The sequence below is a fragment of the uncultured Arcanobacterium sp. genome (assembly GCF_947253055.1).
GTDB lineage: Bacteria > Actinomycetota > Actinomycetes > Actinomycetales > Actinomycetaceae > Arcanobacterium_A.
On sequence record NZ_CAMXYE010000001.1, the window covers coordinates 1 to 18,332 of the forward strand.

Consider the following 18,332-nt stretch of genomic DNA (forward strand, 5'->3'; position numbering starts at 1 on the left):
GGCATGCGCCGTGGCTAAAAGCGGATTCACGTGCCCAGCTGTACCGCCACCGGCGAGAAGTACCGACAATTTTTCCCCCATAGTTATCCTCTTTTCACCACTGATCTTTCTCGCAGTGCCAATTTGGCGCGAATTTTCAACTGGGGGCGCACTCCCGGGACGTCGAATCCACACGCAAATACTGCTCCTACCATTAGCAGAGTGGCCAATAGCGAAGAGCCACCTTGCGATATAAATGGGAGAGGAATACCGAATACGGGAAGTAATCCCGTCACTACACACATATTCAGAAAAGCCTGCCCGCAAATCCAGATAGCAGCCCCGACAGTGAGAAGTTGACCAAAACGGCTGGGTTGATTAACTATTAGCCGCAAGAAGCACCAACCGAGCATTAAGAAAAGTAGAACGATGGTAAGAGTGCCGAAAAGCCCCAGTTCTTCTCCGATGACGGCGAAAATAAAATCCGTATGCGCTTCGCTGAGATCACGCCATTTTTCTTTTCCGGCTCCGAGGCCTACGCCCGTCCAGCCGCCGCTTCCAAAGGCAAATTGGGCAAAATCGGACTGGGTAGGTTCATGAATATCGGGAGTGGTAAAGAGATTAGAAAAGTATTCAAAGACTCGGCGCAACCGGGAGGCCTTTAATGCCACCAGTACGCCTGCCAAACCAAAAACGGGCAGCATGGCAAATGCTAAATAGCGGCTCTGCATTCCCGCTAGCCAAAACATTCCCACCCCGATGACTACGAAAATAATTCCGGTACCCATATCCCCTGGTAATACCACTAGCACTATCGCTGCAATCATCCCGGCAACAGGAGAAATAAGATTATGATAATCGCCGCTGATGGCACTGCGTTTCATTTCTCCCAATACCCGCGCTAGCCAAATAATAGTGGCGAATTTAAGGAATTCCGAGGGCTGAATTTGAATAGGCCCAAAGGCTAACCAATTTTTATTTCCGGCAACTTCTACGCCTACTAGAATCACTGCTAACTGTAATAATAGGGCAGCTCCGAAAATAACATTGGATAATTTTTGTATTAGCGCAGCGCTCCCAAAGTGCTCCACGGCTAGAGCTCCGACGATGCCCATAACCGCCCAAGCAGTGTGCTTAATAGCTACGGAAAAAAGCGCTACTTCCCCGCCCGTTAAATCCACTAAGCGAATTGATCTAGCGGAAGTGGCGGAAAATACCATCAGCACTCCCATTACCAGCAATATGCTGACGATGATTCCCATCATAAGTAAAGACTGTTGAATAGCATCGCGCCGCCGGCGCTGCACATCGGTCAATTCCGGAGAAAAGGCAGAAGCAGAATTATCTACCGAAAGAGCAAGCGGAGAACGCGGGCGGAACTTTTTCCAAAATTTAGCCATTATGCCTGCTCTTTCCCAACTAGTTGGCGCACTTCTGCTTGAAATTGCCTCCCCCGCTCCGTATAGGAAGAGAATTGATCTAAAGAGGCACAGGCAGGAGCTAAGAGCACCGTAGCGCCATTCTTTGCCAAATTGCGTGCAGCAGCTACAGCAGGGCGCATCGGATTTTCTGGCGCTGCAATATAGGTGATAGGAATTTCTAGATCAGCGAGAGCTTTTTTCCATGGCTCTTGGTCTTTTCCAATTACCACCACTCCAGCTAATCGAGATTTTTCGGCTTGTACTAATTCCGTAAAATCGGCTCCTTTAGCATCTCCACCTACGATCCACACTATGGGTCTGCCAGCTTGGGCGGCCAAAGCCGCGCGTGCCGCATGCCCATTCGTGGCTTTCGAATCATCTACCCAGCAGATTCCTTCCCATTCACCCACAATCTGCAGGCGATGAGGTTCTACCTGATATTTCTGCAAAGCGGCGCGAATACACTCCACTGGAACTCCGCCGGCGCGTGCCAAAGCTGCTGCCGCCAGTGCATCTTTTAGAAGATGGGGCGGGCACGGGCGCCCAGGAGTCAAATGAGCTAGATCGGCTAGCGAAAAAAGTTCCGCTGCTCCTTGGTAGGGGTCTTTCACGTAGGCTCTATCTACCGCTAAAATTTCTCCCGAGGCGGGATCACGCACGAGGCCAATCTCTCCAACTGCTGGAGCCTGCAGAGTATAGGCAATGCTCGGTGCGGCAGCAGTATCGGCCGTCTCGCGGAGCATTTGCTGCACGTCGCTATCTTCTTTCGGATAGATCCGGAATTTTTCTACCCGCTCGTAGATACGCGATTTAGCTTGCGCATAGGCAGCCAAATCTCCATGCCAGCTCAAATGATCAGCGGCAAGATTTAGACATACCGCTCCAGCTGGCGCCATTGTATAGGTGGCAGCGAGTTGAAAAGACGACAGCTCTAAAGCGAAAGCGCGTACCGGCGTGGCCGGCAACTGAGAAACTGCTCCGATAGCTGGTAGTCCAATATTACCTATTGCTGCTCCCCCGAAGCCCGCTTCCTCCAGCATGGCCGCCAACATGGTGACGGTAGTAGTTTTCCCATTTGTGCCGGTGACACAGAGCCACTGCGGATAACTGCCGTCGGCATTTTGGGCACGCAGCTGCCAAGCTAATTCAATTTCCGAACAAAGCGGAATATGGGCAGCGGCCAGTTTCTCCCACATCAGACCCGTCTGCGCAAATGCAGGCGCAATTACCACTAGATCTGGCTGCCATTTAATAATAGCGGCAGCTAGAGCAGCTGGATCATCATTAGCGCCAGCCGTGATATCTGGATTATTTTCTTGATACTTCTGTACTGCCGCAGCTTTCTGATCCCAGATACTCACCACTGCGCTAGTTTCTCGCTGCAGCACTTCTAGGCAAGCCGCTCCCGATACTCCCATACCGAGAATGGCTATTTTTTTATTTGCGAAAGCGGCCGCCCCCGGAATTACACTGTTCACTGTTGCGCCAACCATTCACCGTAGAAGAGCCCCAGACCCGCCGCGGCTAGCAACATTTCAATTAGCCAAAAACGCACTACGATTGTGACTTCTTTCCAACCTTTTAATTCAAAATGATGGTGCAGAGGCGCCATTTTGAAAACTCTTTTTCCGGTGGATTTGAAATAACTTATTTGAATGACGTCAGAAAATACGATTATTACAAATAGGCCACCTAAGAAAATTGCCAATACTTCCGTCTGGGTAAGAATAGAGAGCCCGGCAAAAGCACCGCCTAAAGCTAGGGAGCCAGTATCACCCATAAAAATTTGCGCCGGAGAAGTATTGTGCCAGAGAAAGCCGAGGCAGGCTCCCACTAGGGCCGCACAGATAATGGCTAAATCGCGCGGATCGCGCACATCGTAGCAACCCGGATCGGGATTGACGACCGATTGGCAAGATTGATACGACTGCCAGATAGTGATTATGGCATAGGAGCCAAAAGCGATAGCTGAAGCTCCCGCTGCTAAACCGTCGAGACCGTCGGTGAGATTTACGGCGTTAGACCAAGCGGTAATGAGAAAATTTGACCAAAGTACGAAGAGGACAATCCCGATTACGATTCCCAAAAAAGCTAAATCTAGCCTTGTGTCGCGCACAATCGAGATACTGGTGGTAGCGGGGGTGCGATGAAAATTATTGGGAAATTGCAGAGCGGCAATTGCAAAAGAGACACCAACTATTCCTTGCCCGATTATTTTCGCCATCGGCGTCAAACCCAAGGAGCGCTCTTTGCGCACTTTCGTGAAATCGTCTAAAAAGCCGATTAGTCCCATGCCGGCGAGCAAGTAAATCAGAAGCCACCCGGTGACGTGCGGCGCTCTTCCTACCACGAGATTACCCGTGAGGTAACCCGTAATAGCCGCAAAAATAATTATTACTCCTCCCATCGTGGGAGTGCCGCGTTTAGTGAAATGACTAGTGGGGCCGTCTTCTCGAATAAACTGCCCATAGGAACGCCGCCGCAGATAGCGGACGAAAAGCGGCGTGCCAAAAAGCGTAATCAGTAACGCTATTGCTGCTGCCACTAGTACGGAAAGCATTTACACACCCTCTTCGCTAAGCGCATCGGCTATTTTCCAGATGCCTGATCCATTAGAACCCTTCAATAAGATTACGTCACCACTGCAGCTTTCGGCGCTAAGCAAGGCTCGCGCCTCCGTGCCATCTGCACATAATTTTACTTCTACTCCGGCTTGAGCAGCACTTTCAGCCAGTAATCGCATATCTGTATTTTCCCCCACCGCGTAGAGCACAGCTACTTTCTCCGCGCCGAGTAAGGAACCAATTTTTTTATGCTCTACGCCGCTCTCTTCACCCAGCTCCAACATAGCTCCGAGCACTGCTATTTTGCGCCGCGCGCCTGCTATATCACTTAGAGCAAGTATTGCCGCAGTGAGCGAATCGGGGTTGGCGTTATAGGAATCATCAATAATAGTAATATCCCCAATTTCCTGCACATCCATCCGGTGCCGGCTCGCTGGAAAAGCAGTAGAAAGCCGCTCCGCAATTTTTTCCGGAGAAATTCCCAGTTGATAGGCAGCGCTAGCGGCCGCCAGCGCATTATTTATATGATGAATTCCGATGAGCTGTAGATTTACTGGCGCATTTCCACTGGGAGTATGGAGCAAAAATGCAGCTCGCCCACCGTTATTTTTAATATCACTCGCATATATCAGCGCCGACCCATCTTTTACCCCGTATGGGACTTGCCCGGCATTCTTTCCTCCGCCTTGCGCAGAGAAGAAACATACCGGCACGGGGGAATTCTGCGCCATAGCTGCTACTCGTTTATCGTCGGCATTTAAGATGGCGATTCCGCCGGGGCGAATGCCTGAAAGCATCTCCGCTTTGGCCGCAGCTACTTTTTCGATTCCCCCAAACTCTCCTAAATGTGCGCGCGCCACCGCCAACACCATGCCAATATCAGGAGGTGCAATATGCGTCAGGTAGGCAATATTTCCAGCTCTATCTGCACCCATTTCTAAAACTAACGTAGCAGTAGTGGCATCGGCACTCAGTACGGTAAGCGGCAAGCCGAGCTCATTATTAAAAGATCCGGGCGGAGCCACCACTGGGCCCCGCTCTTGCAGCAAATTCGCCAATAAATCTTTTGTAGTAGTCTTGCCGACTGAACCAGTAACCGCCACCACCTGCAAATTTGGATTCTTTTTCCGGAGCTGCACCAAAGAGTATTGCGCTATTTTTCCAATGGCGAGTAGCGGATCTGCCACTTCAATAATGTGCGCAGCACTGGCTCCTCCGGCGCAAGCAGCTTCTTTATTAGCGCTAAGTACTGCCACCGCTCCCCGCGCCAGCGCATCACCCGCAAACTGGTTACCGTCTACGCGCGCTCCGGGCAAAGCAATAAATAGATCGCCTTTTTTTACAAGGCGGTTATCACTAGCTACTCCGCAGACTTCCAAGCAGGAATTTTCGCTACTTCCCAGCTTTCCATCGCAAATAGCAGCTACCTGAGCAATACTGATTGGCAGCAATTTTCCCCCTATTCTCCCTCTAACCAGGGATACTTATAGAGCGGAACTGCCGAAGGCGGCACTTTCAGCTGCCGCATTGCAAATTTGGAGACTTCAGCGAATACCGGAGCCGCGATTACACCACCATAAGCAGGCAAATTGTGGGTATAGACGACTACTGCCACCGCAATGCGCGGATTTTCGGCCGGCACTACCCCCGCGAAAGTGCCGACAAGAGCAGCAGTCTTTCCGGCCGAATTAAGCACCTGCGCTGTTCCCGTCTTTCCTGCTACGTTATAGCCAGGCACTTTTGCCAAGGGGCCGGTAGAGCCTTTCTGCGTCACCCCTTGCATCATTTTTATTAACTGATCAGCTGCTTCGGGCGTAATTACCTGTTTCTTTTCCGCCAATTTCTGCGGAATAAGCTGCCCATCTTTATCGTAGACTCCGTCTACAATATGAACTGGATTCTTTACTCCTTTACTCCCCGCTATCGAAGCTACCTGCGCTAATTGCAGCGGCGTCACCGCATAGGCCTGACCAAACATAGTGGTGTAATTAGTGCGGCGATCCCACTGCGTATATGGATTGAGTAAACCCGGTTCTTCTGCGGGTAACTCCACACCGGTCTTTTGCCCCAGCCCAAAAGCCGAAAGATATTTATAACGAGTTTCGGTAGGTACAAGCGAACCCACCTGCACTAATCCCGTATTGTAGGATTTCGCCATCAAACCCGCTGCCGTCATTCGCTCCGTAGGATGCCCCGAATCATCGGTAATAGTTTCTCCATCCGGAGTGGTATAGGCATAAGGAGCGTTAAATACGGAAAGCGGCGTAATTTTTTGCTCATTTAAGGCCGTGGCATAGGTAATTATTTTTCCGGTAGAGCCCGGCTCCACCACCGAGCTAACTGCCCGAGAGCCCCATTTATCTGGACTTTTATTTTCACTATTGCCTGGATCTTGGTTTCCACTATCCGCCATGGCGAGAATACGGCCCGTGCCTATTTCTAGCACTACCGCACTTCCCCACACCGCACCAAACTTACGTACAGAATCATTTACCGCTTGTTCAGCTGCATACTGTAAATCACGGTCGATAGTGAGCTGCACTTTACCGCCATTTACTGCCGGAGTTTCTTTCTTCTCTGCCTGCGGGAAAATAGTGCCATCTGGCCCCACTTCTACCGTAAGTTTTCCATCTGTACCAGCGAGAATATCGTTATACTTCTGTTCAATTCCCGCCTGTCCTTGCGGAAGTGGATTCTCAGTAGTCTGCCCCAGAAATCCGAGAATTGAACTCGCCACACTGCCGCTCGGGTAGATGCGCTCCATATAGCGCTCGGGGAATATTCCGTGGATATTCAGATCGCTTACGGTTTTCCATTCTTCGGGAGTGAGCCCTTTGGCTAATAGACGCCACTGGTCTTTCTTTTCTCCCCCCAGCAAAATGCCACCCAATTCAGCTTGGTCGCGTTTCAGTAGCGGAGCTAATTTTGCTGCAGCCGCCGCGGCTCCACCATTTATTGCTTTTCCCTCGTCATCGTATTCCACATAATCGGCAATGGCTTGCTGATCTACCCGCACATTGTAGCGCGGCTCCGAAGTGGCGAGCACTGCCCCGTTCGCATCTAAAATATCTCCACGTTTTGCTTCTTGCTCGTAGGAACGCGTGCGAAAAGTACTGGCTACCCCCTGCAAAGTATCGGCTTTTACCACCTGGAGAAAAAATAGCCGCAACACCAGCAAAGCCACTGTAATCAAAACAACGACGATTATGAGGCGCATGCGATGATTAGTGAAAGCGCGCGCCAAACGCACATCGTGCACTTGCCGCTCCGCATATTCGCTAGACACCGCAGCGCGCTTTTTCGACGTAGCATCTGGGTGCGAGCTATTAAATACCTCCATATGCGCCTCTATCAGTCAGATTTAGTTGTACTATCGGCGATAGTGCCCGTCTCAAGATTAAGATAGCGCATTTCCGTAGCTGGTTTCATGCCGAGTTTAGTGGCATTTTCGCTCAGCTTATCGGGGCTAGATAGCCCGATTAGTTCTCCTTCTAGAGTATTAATATGAGTATCAGCTTCGTCTAGCTCCACTTTTAAGCTCTTTAATTCATAGGCGCCCTGCACTAGCAAAGTATTCAGAGAAAAAGCCAGAATAATTGAGGTTAAGAGTATGGCACCGCAAATAATTAGCGTACCGAAGAATGTGCGCGACGGAGCAGGGCTAGCTACCACCTGCAATCCGGGAGCAGAAATAATGGGCCGAGATTGAGGGGCGCGCAGCTGCTGGGCAGTAGAGTTTGCGGCGTTCATTTATTTTCTCCCTTATTAGACGCCCCTAAAGAAGCGCAATCTGGTATTTCTCTGATTAGCTGCACTGCCCGCAGACGCACCGATGCAGCCCGCGGATTAGCAGCGATTTCGGCGGAGGAAGCCTTTTGCGCTCCCCGCACTAAAGCCTGTAAATAGGGTTGATCCTCAGCGAGCTCTACCGGTAAACCAGTCGGAGTGCGCGAGCGCAAACCCTGAGCAAAAATTTGCTTCACGATTCGATCTTCTAGAGACTGATAAGACTCCACTACCAGCCGCCCCTCCAGAGCTAAAGACCGAAGAGCTGCCGGAATTGCCTGGGAAAGTATCTGCAATTCATTGTTGACGGCGATACGAATAGCTTGGAAAGATCTTTTTGCCGGATTGCCGCCGCGCCGGCGGGCGGGGGCTGGTATGGCAGCGCGAATTATCTCCACTAGCTGCGCAGTGCTCTGTAAAGGGACGGAAGTACGCGCACGGATAATTGCCCGCGCAATCCGCCCAGCATACTTTTCTTCTCCGTACTCACGGAGAATTCGACTCAATTCCGCTTCCTCTACCTCTGCCAATAAAGACGCCGCCGTCATCTCCTGCTCCGGATTCATGCGCATATCCAAGGGGGCATCTTGTGCATAAGAAAATCCCCGCTCCGCGGCATCTATTTGCAAGGAGGAAACTCCCAAATCGAATAGAATTCCTTGCACCTTCCCAGCTGTGCCGTAGGTGCTAGCTACTTCTCCGATTTCGTCATACGTGGCATGCACGGCTTGAAAACGCTCTTCAAAAGGCTGCAGCCGCTGCGTAGCCAACTCTATGGCCTGCGTATCGCGATCTATGCCGATTACTTTTACCTGCGGGCAAGCACGCAAAATTGCTTCGGTATGACCACCTAAACCGAGTGTGGCATCGATCAAAACTGAATTCTCTGCCTGTAAAGCAGGAGCTAATAGTTCTACGCAGGTGGCGGAGAGTACCGGAGTGTGCAAATCTGCTGGAGACGCAGAAAGTAATGCTTCCCTCACGGCTTTTCCTCTCTTTTTACCACTAGGAACACTAGATTTCCCACCACTTTCGGAAATCGGGGAATAATCTCCCAAAGTAGTGAGGAATCTAATGCTCCTAGAAAACTCCTGGTATTAGCTCTTCTTCCCTATCTGCAAATTCGGCCTCATTCCCCTCTAGGTAGGCTTCCCAAGCCTGCTGATCCCAAATTTCTACTCGTTCTCCGGAACCGATTACGGCTAAATCTTTTTCTAAGCCCGCATATTCACGCAGATTCACCGGTAAATTTATACGCCCTTGTTTATCCGGAATTTGATCACTAGCTCCAGATAGAAATACCCGCCCGTAGGCCCGTACTTCCTTAGAAGTGAAAGGAGCCTGCTGGAGCTTAGCCAGAATCTCGGTAAAAGTATTGAGTGGAAATACGTATAAGCAATGCTCCTGCCCGCGCGTCACCACTAAACCAGAAGCGAGTTGCGAACGGAATTTGGCAGGGAGGATTAAGCGCCCTTTATCGTCTAAACGCGGCTCGTACGTGCCTAGAAACACTATCCACCTCCCATTCCTTTTACAGATAACTCCATTTTACCCCACTTTGCGCCACATGCAAGTCAAAAATGCCTTTTACTTCAAAAGATTATGGCTATATCTCAAGGGAAAATACGGTGGAGGGAATTTTTGAGATTTAGGGCAAATTTGGGGAATATTTAGAATATCCCGCTCCGCACTTAAACAGAGCCGCACCTAAATAGAGACACTCCTAAACAGAGCCGCACCTAAATAAAGACGCCCCTGAATAAATCCACTTCACGAAAAATAAAATTCCCGCTGCCGGAAATCCGGAACGGGAATTAAATAAAGCTAACTAGCTAGAGCCGCCGGGATCCGTTAGGAAAATTCCCGCGGCACGCGCTATAAAATAATAATCACTGGCCTTTTTGCCGGCGCAACCACTCTTCTGCCTGCTTTTCAAAAAAGCTCAGAGAGGCGCCTTTCGGCCGTTTTGGAGAAGTAACTTTCTTCTCTTTTCGCACAAATCCAGAGCTCAAATACCAGAATCCAGCAAATACCACTGCCACTCCGCCTACGCCGATTGGCACTATCTCCGCTGCTACGCCAGCTATAACCACCGCTAAACCGAGAATTATAATCACAATTCCGCCCACTAAATTTTTCGGAGCAATACTCAACTGTGTAGCGGTAGTTTTTTCACTCTTCAAAGTCTCCGAAAGCTTCGGATCGTCACTGTGTAACTGCGACTCCAGCTCCTCCAGCATCTTCCGCTCGTAATCAGAAAGTGCCATTAGTTTCTCCTCGCTACCACCCGGCATATCTCGGTAAATTATATCTCTACTAAGACAAAGAATAGCGAAAGCCTTGCGATAAGGATAGCCGAAACCTATTTATTTTCAGATTCCCGCTTATTTTCAGATTCCCGCTCTTTCACCAGAGAACCGGGACGCACACTTTGCGAACCAAAACGACGGCGAATCGCATCGACAGCCGTCTCCGCTTTACTCTGCCGTTCGTCAGCTCCGAAAGCGAGCTGCACTCCGGACTGCCCCGACGTGAGCTGCTGTGCGCGCACTCCCAGCAGACGAATACCAGAATCAGGAAAAGGAAGAGTGGAAAAAAGTCGCTGCGCCGCGGTGTAAATATCTGCACCTAAATCAGTAGGAGCTCCGAGCGTAAGCGAGCGGGAGTAAGTCTGAAAATTACCAAAACGCACTTTTATACTTATTGTCCAGGCTAAGTAACCACCGGAGCGCAACCTCCGCGCCACTGCGTGGGATTGCTCCAATAATACTGGCTGCACTGCAGTTGGCGTAGCAAGAACTTCGAAGAAAGTCGCCTCTTTGCTAATAGATTTTTCCCGAGTCTCCGGCTCTACTGGGCGGCTATCTTCGTTCATCGCCAAGGCGTAGAGGTGTTTTCCCGCTGCCTCACCCAGCAAAGAGACTAAATTTTTCTCCCCGAGCATAGCTAGATCTCCAACTCGCTCCACCCCGTGGGAAGCTAATTTTTGTTGCGTCTTTCCTCCCACTCCATTCAGCACTCCTACGGGAAGTTGATGCAAAAAATTTAGAGATTCTGCTTCCGGCACCAAGAGCAAACCATCTGGTTTAGCCTGCGCAGAAGCTATTTTAGCTAAATGTTTAGTGGAGGCGATTCCCACTGACGCCGCCACCCCCACTTGAGTATGAATCGCGGTACGTATTTTTACCCCAATTTCTAGCGGTGAACCAAATAATCGGCGCACTCCGCGCACATCTAAAAAAGCCTCGTCGATAGATACTTGCTCGAATACCGGGCTGATATTTTGTAATATCTCCATTATCTGCGCAGATACACTTCTATATTTCTCTGCCTCCACCGGCAGAATAATTAACTGTGGGCAGAGCCGGCGCGCCTTTCCGACCGGCATAGCCGAATTTACTCCGTAGCGGCGCGCCTCGTAGGAAGCAGTGGAGATTACTCCTCGATCTATTCCTCCCACCGCCAGCGGTTTCCCCCGCAGATGCGGTTTATCGAGCAATTCCACTGCCACAAAGAAAGCATCCATATCCACGTGCAATATCGGAGTCTGGGAATCGTCTTTACCCCAATCTCGCCGTAAATCTACCGGCCGCGGCCCGCGCGACATAGACACCGCCTCCTTGGACTAAACTCCGGCCATTCCTAGTAACACCGCCGCCGCATAATACGGCCAGCCTCTTCAGTAGTGGTGCCGCCCGCGCCGGCGCGGAGCCGAAGTGTCTCCCCGTTCTGAATTCTCCACAGCACTCGGAAGATTATCCTGCTTTTTGCCGTCTTTATCCCCCACCGAAAAAATTTCTTGCAAAGGATTATCCGTCTGCGTAGCCAAAAAACGTTCGGCAGCCTGCCCTATTTCTTCCGCACTTGGAATAGCTGGGCTTTCTTCCTCCGTCTTTACGAAGCTTTCCTCTCCCGCAGCTGAATCATAATCTTCTTCTAAATGCTCTAAGAGAGTCTGCAGCTCCGGATTCTCCGTAAGTATCTGATTTAACCCCTCTACCTGCTGATCCTCTAATTGCTCCAAATCTCCTAGCGGCAGCCGCGGGCCTCCCAAATTTGCAATCATTTTAATGGCAGCCAGAGCTCCGGAAATAAAGGGCTGCGCCCCTTTTGCGATATAAAAAGGCACCCGCACCCGGATATTCATTACCGGAATATCGTTTTTCCCCGCATAGAATTCAAAAAGATCCGGAAGTGCCCCATAGTGCTGCACCTGCCCTTTAATAAACTTAGTGCTGCTATCAGGCGACGTAGAGCGCAAAAGCATATCCGCTGGGCGCGTATGCGGAGCTGTACCGGGCATCGCCGCCAGCGAATAAACTTGGCGCACTTGGAAACGCTCCACTATGGAAATAATGCTTTTCGCTACTTTCTCCCAATTGAAATCTGGTTCTTGCCCACCTAGATAGAGAAAACTCTGCCCGCTCATATCCGTCACTAAATTTAGATAGAGCTCCGGAGCTACGAAATCGGCTATTTTCCCGTCACTATAGGTGACTATGGGGCGCTGCGCACGGTAATCATAGAGTTGATCGGCAGAAAAAAGGGCAATATTCACCGCATCTAAATCTGCTATTGCCGCATCTACTGCCTGCGCCACATGCCCGGCATCGATTAAAGGATCTATCGGGTTGAGTACGAGATGTGGCACAGTTAAATCAGCGCGCGTCTGCGCAAAAGAAATTAAATCCTGCATTCCGCCTCCTCGTATTTCCGAAAAATCATTCTCTATCTACCAAGTATATAACGCTTACGGAAAAGCACCCCTCGAAATCACATAGGGACAGCTATTTCACTGCTCCGCAGCAATTAGTGACAGATAGGAGAAAATCAGCCATAATTATTAGGCACAGTTTTCAGACGAGGAGATTTTTTGCAAGAAAACAATCTTTCGGAAAAAGCTTTTTTACAACAAGCTATTGCCGAAGAGCAGGATTTTATCGACGAAGCCTACACAGCTTTAGACCGCGATGAATCCTATTATAAAAACCGGCTCGGTCAGGTGCGCGAAGCGGGCGGGCAAGGCACCCCCGCGGGGCGGCGGGAAAGAGATTCCTTTGCCACTCACTATGAAGACAACCTGCAGATGCTGCGCAATGTGGAGAATAACCTCGTCTTAGGCAGATTAGATTTTGCCGATAAAGTACTCCACATAGGGCGCACTACTCTTCGTGACTCTGAACAAAACATTATTCTTACCGACTGGCGGGCTCCGCAGTCCGAAGCTTTCTATCAAGCCACTGCCACGCACCCACAGGGAGTACGGAGGCGGCGGCATATTCAAAGCCGGTTCCGGAAGGTGATTGGTGTAGAAGATGAACTACTAGATAGCGACTTTGCCGATTCCGCCGGCATGAATCTTACGGGCGAAGGAGCACTTTTCGCTGCTATGCGCCGCGCTCGGAGCGGCAAAATGGGCGATATTGTGGCCACTATCCAAAAAGAACAAGACCAGATCATCCGCGCCGACGCCGCCGGAATACTGGTGGTACAGGGTGGCCCCGGGACGGGAAAAACTGCCGTGGCCCTGCACCGAGCTGCTTACCTGCTCTATACCTATCGAAAAGAACTGGCCAGCTCCGGCGTCTTAGTAATAGGGCCTTCTTCCGATTTTCTGCGCTACATAAATCAGGTGATTCCCTCTTTAGGTGAATCAAATGTCGTATCCACCACCATCGACAACCTATTGCCATTTGTGCAAGTAAGCGCCACTGAGCCTGCCGCTGTAGCAGCCATAAAAGAAAAAACCATCTGGGCTCATATTGCTCGGCAAGCAGTGCGACTCATTTTGCAGAAACCTCTAAAAGATCCCGCTCCGCTGCGCATAGCAGGCAAGAATATCGCACTCTTGCCAAGCGATGTACAGGAAGCGCAACTACGGGCGCGGCGCAGCGGCAAAACGCATAACCAAGCACGCGATACCTATGCGCGTTTTTTAGTATCGGTACTCTCCGAGCGGCTCGCCGCCGAGTTAAAAACTAACGTAGCTGCTGATGAATGGATAATTAACGATATCGCCAGCAGCCCAGAAATTCGCCGCCTCATTAATCGACATTGGCTACCTGCTTCTCCGCAATGGCTATTGGAGCATATGTATAAATGGCCGGATGTGCTCTCTTTAGTTGCTCCCCAGCTTTCTGCCCGCGAGCGCCAGTTGCTGCGCCGGCAACCAGGAAATGGCTTCACCAGTGCCGATATCCCTATTCTGGATGAACTAGCAGAGCATCTAGGACCTTTCTACACTCCCGAAGAGCGCTACCAGCAGGCGCTGGAGACCCAGAAAGCCGCTGATTTTTCCGCCTATGTGCAAGAAACTATGGATTCGCTGCAACTCGGAGGAGGCATAGTGAGCAGCGATATGCTCCAAGAACGAATCGAGCAAGTAGGTGGGCGCACCTCCATGGCCGAACGCGCAGCTAGCGACCGCACCTGGACCTACGGGCATATAGTGGTCGACGAAGCCCAAGAGCTTTCCCCTATGCAGTGGCGGATGCTGGCACGGCGTAACCCGCGCCGTTCCATGACGATTGTCGGAGATTTAGATCAACGCACAGCCGGTTCGCTGCACACTTGGGAAAACGTATTAGAAGAATTAGGGGCCAAGTATCAAGTAAAACCGCTCACGATTAGTTACCGCACTCCCCGCTCTCTTCTGGAGCGAGCCGCGCGCACTATGGCAGCCCTGGGGAAGCCGGTGCAGCCGATGCAGGCGGTGCGCGATAGCGAGAACTGCTACTATAGCCAGGAAATTTCTTCAGCTGAATTAGAAAAAACCGCAGTGCAGATTCTAGAAGCGGAACTGCGCGCCCTGGATAGCGAATACGGAAAGAATATCGGCACTATCGCAGTATTAGTGCCCGCAGCGCAAGTAGAAAAATGGCATAAACTATTCACCTCTGCGCCGGAGCTAGCTGAGTGGTACGCAGCAAATACGCCAGAAATTGAACAGCGCATCAAAGTGAGCAGTGCACACGGAGTAAAAGGCCTAGAATTTGACACCGTAATACTGCTGGAACCTATTCAAATAGGGAAAGAGGGACTAGGCGATTTTTATGTAGCCCTTACCAGAGCTACCCACCGAATGTGTACTCTCAGCACCGAACCACTCCCGCCAGGGTTAGTATGACCACTTTCCGGCTCTGATTGGCGGCAACTCAATACCAGAGATATAGAATGAATCCGGATGCTCACCGAAAGAGCAGAGCTTTTAAATAATCAAATACGGGCCTATACACTGGCTAAAGGAAAGTAAAATAGTGGCTAATATACTACTTCTGGAAGATCCACATACTATCGCTGATACCACTTTTGAAAAATATGGTTGCCAAGTACGGCGCATCCCTAGTTCGCTCAGCGAAGCGGAGTTACTTACGGAACTAGCAGACGTAGATATTTTAGGTTTGCGTTCTAAGACTCATATCACGCGCAAAGTAATCGAATCCGCTCCCCGTTTGGCAGCTATTGGCGCTTTTTGTATCGGCACCAATCAAATCGATCTTTCGGCGGCCTCCGAAGCGGGAATTGCCGTATTTAATGCTCCTTATTCCAATACGCGTTCCGTAGTGGAGATGGCTATTTCCGAGATTATTGCGCTAATTCGCCATTTGCCGGCCCGCAATAAAGTATTGCAGCGGGGAACTTGGGAAAAATCTGCCGCTGGCGCCCACGAAGTGCGCGGGAAGACTTTAGGAATCATCGGCTATGGCTCCATCGGTTCCCAACTTTCCGTATTGGCAGAAGCAGTAGGGATGCGAGTGCTCTTTTACGACATCGTCGAGAAACTCGCGATTGGAAATGCGCGCCGCGTAGATAGTTTGGATGAGCTTTTAGCTAATTCCGATGCGATTTCGCTCCATATTGACGGGCGGGAAAGCAATGCCGGATTCTTTTCCCGCGAGCTATTTGCCAAAATGAAGCCCGGTGCAGTTTTCATAAATTTGGCGCGCGGGCATGTGGTGGATTTAGAGGCGCTGCAAGAGGGTTTGGAATCAGGAGCTATTTCTGGAGCGGGAATTGATGTATATCCAAGCGAACCGGCAGCCAATGGCGAAGAATTCCATACTAAACTGCAAGAATTCGACAATATAATTCTCACTCCGCATATCGGTGGATCCACGATGGAAGCGCAGAAATCTATCGGTGGTTTCGTCTCCGAAAAATTGATGCAATATTGGCAGCGCGGAGAAACACATATGTCGGTGAATCTCCCCAACCTGGCTCCGTCTCCCGGAGTAGATTCTCTCTATCGAATTGGCTGGGTACATCGAAATACGCCCGGAGCTCTGGCGCGAGTAAATCAGCTTTTCGCTAATGAAGGTATTAATATCACCTACCAGTCATTAGCTACTCGGGGCCCATACGGCTATATCGTCATGGATACGACGGCGGAGATAAGCCCAACCGTTATTGACGAACTGCAAAGTTCCCCCGCACATATCCGCTTGCGAATCCTTAAACAGCACAACGAAAATTAAAATTAGTAGTGGCTACGTTAAGAAAATAGTGGCTACGCTGGGAAAACTGAATTTAGAAATAGCAAAGAGCAGAGCCGAAATTTTCCTTCAGAAAACTCTCCGCTGCGAGTGTCAATTTTTGGAAATTACCGCTGCCTAGTATATTGAGTAGCGTTACGGCAAGCGCGGATGAGCCGTCATTTCGGTTTAAGATTTGCCCGCCTCCGAAGCAATCACAACTATAAGAGGAGAAAAGTCTTGGATGTAATGGCCTACGCGCACAGCCTGTACGCAGAAGGAGTAAATCCCGAAATACCGGAAGTTTCCGATACTCTTACGAATCTGCTAGATAAAGCCGTAAAAGATTATCCCGAACGAGTAGCGATTGATTTCTTAGGAAACGAATACAGCTACCGGAGGTTATATAAAGAAATACAGCGTGCCGCGAGCGTATTGCGGATGTGTGGAGTGCGCGAAGGCGATGTAGTCGCCACTCTGCTTCCCAACTGCCCGCAACATTTTGTAGCTTTTTTCGCCGTTAACTATCTGGGAGCTACCGTATCGGAGCACAATCCCATAGCAGCGGTAGAAGAAATTACCCAACAACTAGAAGTAGTGAAGCCGCGCGTAGTTATTGCCTGGGACTCCACTATTAACCGGTTGCTGCAAGATAGCGATCATTTGAGCTACACGTTCTTAGCCGTGAATCTCATAAAGGCTCTCCCTCGCAAGTCACAACTTTTGTTAAAGTTGCCCATCAAAGCCGCGCAGCAACAAAAGGAAAAACTCACTGCTCCCGTACCGAACAGCGTGCATTCTTGGGATAATATGGTGCGCCATGCCGAACCGCTCAATTTGGATCTATTGCGTGCGCCGGATTTAGATACTATCGCCGTCTTAATTCAAACTGGCGGCACTACCGGCACGCCTAAAGCAGTACAGTTGAGCCATCGCAATATAGTTTCTAATACCACCCAGATTCGCTGCTGGATGAATAATTTTCAACGCGGAAATGAAACGGGACTTTCCGTACTTCCATTTTTTCATGCTTTCGGGCTACAGCTCTCTTTAGCACTGTGCGTATCTCTAGCGGCAACGCAGGTAATGGCACCAAAATTTGATGCAGATATCGTGCTCGCTGGAAATAAACGCCATCCCATCACTTTTTTTGCGGGCGTACCACCTATGTTCGATAGAATTTTGCGCTCCGCCGCTGGCACAGATGCCGATCTTTCCACAATTCGTTTCTCTTTTTCGGGTGCTATGCCCCTCGATCCGCAGCTCGCAGCGAAATGGGAAGAAGCTACCGGCGGTTTCATTATTGAAGGCTACGGACTTTCGGAAGCTAGCCCCGTAGTAGCCGGATCTCCAGTTTCTGCTGCTCGCCGCCCTTCTACCCTCGGCTTACCTTTCCCTTCTACCGAGATAAAAGTGGTAGACCCCGATAATCCGGATGTAGAAATGCCGCTCGGAGAAGTCGGAGAAATACTAGTGAAAGGCCCGCAAGTATTTTGCGGATATTTCCAGAATGCTGCTGAAACGGAAATCGTTTTCCATAATGGCTGGTTACGGACGGGTGATTTAGCTCGCTGGGATGATGGATTCCTAGTAATGGCGGATCGGCGCAAAGAGATGATTATTAACGGCGGGTTCAATGTATATCCCTCCGAGGTCGAATCGGCAGTACGGGATATTGCTGGCGTAGCAGATGTAGCAGTAGTGGGAATGCCAGAAGAAGGGCTGCGAGAAAATATCGTGGCAGCTATTGTGCTCGAACCAGGAGCTAAGATAGATCTCGAAACGGTACGCCAGTGGACGGAAAAGAAACTTTCCCACTACGCCATGCCGAAGTCGATTGCAATTATGGATTCTCTGCCGCGCTCCCAACTAGGAAAAGTACTGCGGCGAAGCGTGCGCGAACAATTAGAAAATTTTGAAATGGTATCTGGAGAGTGGCGCAGAAAATTAACTAAAGAGCCGAAGCCAGATAACGATAGCGAAATTTTAGATGCGCCGGTGGCAGATGCAACGCCAAATAATTCGGAAGAAAATAAAGCTGCAGATTCTGCCTCAGAAACTGCGCCAGATTCCGCGCCAAAAGAATAATTAGCCCGATTGCCTACTCTTGC

The 18,332-nt window shown here is 50.2% G+C and carries 14 protein-coding genes; 3 read left to right on the forward strand and 11 right to left on the reverse strand.

Features of this window, described 5'->3' with window-relative positions:
• Positions 1-83: 83 nt before the first annotated feature.
• The 11 genes from Q0X35_RS00005 to Q0X35_RS00055 all read right to left on the reverse strand — a co-directional run bounded on the left by Q0X35_RS00005 (position 84) and on the right by Q0X35_RS00055 (position 12,446).
• Positions 84-1,379 carry an FtsW/RodA/SpoVE family cell cycle protein gene (locus Q0X35_RS00005; protein WP_297564186.1) on the reverse strand — a complete coding sequence of 432 codons (1,296 nt, stop codon included), beginning with the start codon at positions 1,377-1,379 and terminating at the stop codon, positions 84-86.
• Positions 1,379-2,878, reverse strand: a complete 1,500-nt coding sequence (gene murD / locus Q0X35_RS00010; RefSeq protein ID WP_297564187.1) for a UDP-N-acetylmuramoyl-L-alanine--D-glutamate ligase — start codon at positions 2,876-2,878, stop codon at positions 1,379-1,381. Before murD ends, Q0X35_RS00005 begins: the two co-directional genes overlap by 1 nt.
• Positions 2,875-3,960 carry a phospho-N-acetylmuramoyl-pentapeptide-transferase gene (gene mraY, locus Q0X35_RS00015; protein WP_297564189.1) on the reverse strand — a complete coding sequence of 362 codons (1,086 nt, stop codon included), beginning with the start codon at positions 3,958-3,960 and terminating at the stop codon, positions 2,875-2,877. Before mraY ends, murD begins: the two co-directional genes overlap by 4 nt.
• Positions 3,961-5,415 (reverse strand): UDP-N-acetylmuramoyl-tripeptide--D-alanyl-D-alanine ligase, encoded by a 1,455-nt coding sequence (gene murF / locus Q0X35_RS00020; protein ID WP_297564191.1) that lies wholly within the window; start codon positions 5,413-5,415, stop codon positions 3,961-3,963. It abuts the gene before it with no gap.
• A gap of 8 nt (positions 5,416-5,423) precedes the next feature.
• Positions 5,424-7,304: a penicillin-binding protein 2 gene (locus Q0X35_RS00025; RefSeq protein ID WP_297564192.1), complete on the reverse strand. Its 1,881-nt coding sequence runs from the start codon at positions 7,302-7,304 to the stop codon at positions 5,424-5,426.
• Between the two features lie 11 nt (positions 7,305-7,315).
• Positions 7,316-7,714: a hypothetical protein gene (locus Q0X35_RS00030; RefSeq protein ID WP_297564193.1), complete on the reverse strand. Its 399-nt coding sequence runs from the start codon at positions 7,712-7,714 to the stop codon at positions 7,316-7,318.
• Complete coding sequence (rsmH, locus tag Q0X35_RS00035) at positions 7,711-8,733, reverse strand: 16S rRNA (cytosine(1402)-N(4))-methyltransferase RsmH (protein ID WP_297564194.1); 1,023 nt, start codon at positions 8,731-8,733, stop codon at positions 7,711-7,713. The genes Q0X35_RS00030 and rsmH overlap by 4 nt, the downstream gene beginning before the upstream one ends.
• Before the next feature lie 97 nt (positions 8,734-8,830).
• Positions 8,831-9,262 carry a division/cell wall cluster transcriptional repressor MraZ gene (gene mraZ, locus Q0X35_RS00040; protein WP_073996198.1) on the reverse strand — a complete coding sequence of 144 codons (432 nt, stop codon included), beginning with the start codon at positions 9,260-9,262 and terminating at the stop codon, positions 8,831-8,833.
• Between the two features lie 377 nt (positions 9,263-9,639).
• Positions 9,640-10,017 (reverse strand): DUF3040 domain-containing protein, encoded by a 378-nt coding sequence (locus Q0X35_RS00045; RefSeq protein WP_297564198.1) that lies wholly within the window; start codon positions 10,015-10,017, stop codon positions 9,640-9,642.
• 95 nt (positions 10,018-10,112) lie between these two features.
• Complete coding sequence (gene dinB, locus Q0X35_RS00050) at positions 10,113-11,357, reverse strand: DNA polymerase IV (protein WP_297564200.1); 1,245 nt, start codon at positions 11,355-11,357, stop codon at positions 10,113-10,115.
• Positions 11,358-11,429: 72 nt separating this feature from the next.
• Entirely contained in the window at positions 11,430-12,446 is a 1,017-nt protein-coding gene (locus Q0X35_RS00055; RefSeq protein WP_297564201.1) for a PAC2 family protein, read from the reverse strand.
• A 177-nt stretch (positions 12,447-12,623) separates the two neighbouring features.
• Here Q0X35_RS00055 and Q0X35_RS00060 point away from each other — a divergent pair, with 177 nt between their 5' ends.
• The 3 genes from Q0X35_RS00060 to Q0X35_RS00070 all read left to right on the forward strand — a co-directional run bounded on the left by Q0X35_RS00060 (position 12,624) and on the right by Q0X35_RS00070 (position 18,309).
• Positions 12,624-14,876 carry a UvrD-helicase domain-containing protein gene (locus Q0X35_RS00060; RefSeq protein WP_297564205.1) on the forward strand — a complete coding sequence of 751 codons (2,253 nt, stop codon included), beginning with the start codon at positions 12,624-12,626 and terminating at the stop codon, positions 14,874-14,876.
• Positions 14,877-15,006: 130 nt separating this feature from the next.
• Entirely contained in the window at positions 15,007-16,224 is a 1,218-nt protein-coding gene (gene serA, locus Q0X35_RS00065) for a phosphoglycerate dehydrogenase (protein WP_297564207.1), read from the forward strand.
• A gap of 246 nt (positions 16,225-16,470) precedes the next feature.
• Complete coding sequence (locus Q0X35_RS00070; RefSeq protein WP_297564275.1) at positions 16,471-18,309, forward strand: AMP-binding protein; 1,839 nt, start codon at positions 16,471-16,473, stop codon at positions 18,307-18,309.
• Positions 18,310-18,332: the final 23 nt, after the last annotated feature.